Origin of the sequence: Alcanivorax sp. HI0007 (genome assembly GCF_001635525.1) — a bacterium.
GTDB lineage: Bacteria > Pseudomonadota > Gammaproteobacteria > Pseudomonadales > Alcanivoracaceae > Alcanivorax.
In genome coordinates, this window is record NZ_LWEJ01000184.1 from 1 (window position 1) to 384 (window position 384).

Consider the following 384-nt stretch of genomic DNA (forward strand, 5'->3'; position numbering starts at 1 on the left):
ATAAAAAACCAGATCTCGATGATTGAAAAAGAAAACCAGGACTCCCTCTCTCTGGCTCAGGAGACTCTTGAGAAATACAAAGGAGCCAGGGCCTTTGAAACCATTGACTGGGTGGTAATGGAGGACGAAAGCTTCATGGTGCTTTCCGGAAGCATGCATCATACCAACATATTCAAAGATACCATCGAAGAAACGCCACACGAGAACATACAGTCCGCCCTCTACCTAATTTACAACGAAAACTTCGACACACTATTTGCTTATGAAGATGCCCTACAGCAAATAGCGGAGCTTTGATCATACTTCAATAAGACCCAGTCGCTGACTAGAACGGGCAGCGAATCTGCCCGTTTTATCATCTCCTCAAACTTATTGAAGTATGAT

General features: G+C 43.8%; 1 pseudogene. It reads left to right on the forward strand.

What is annotated here, in order from left to right:
• A pseudogene (locus A3714_RS10065) lies at positions 1-297 on the forward strand (hypothetical protein); the annotation flags it as partial.
• Between the last annotated feature and the right edge of the window lie 87 nt (positions 298-384).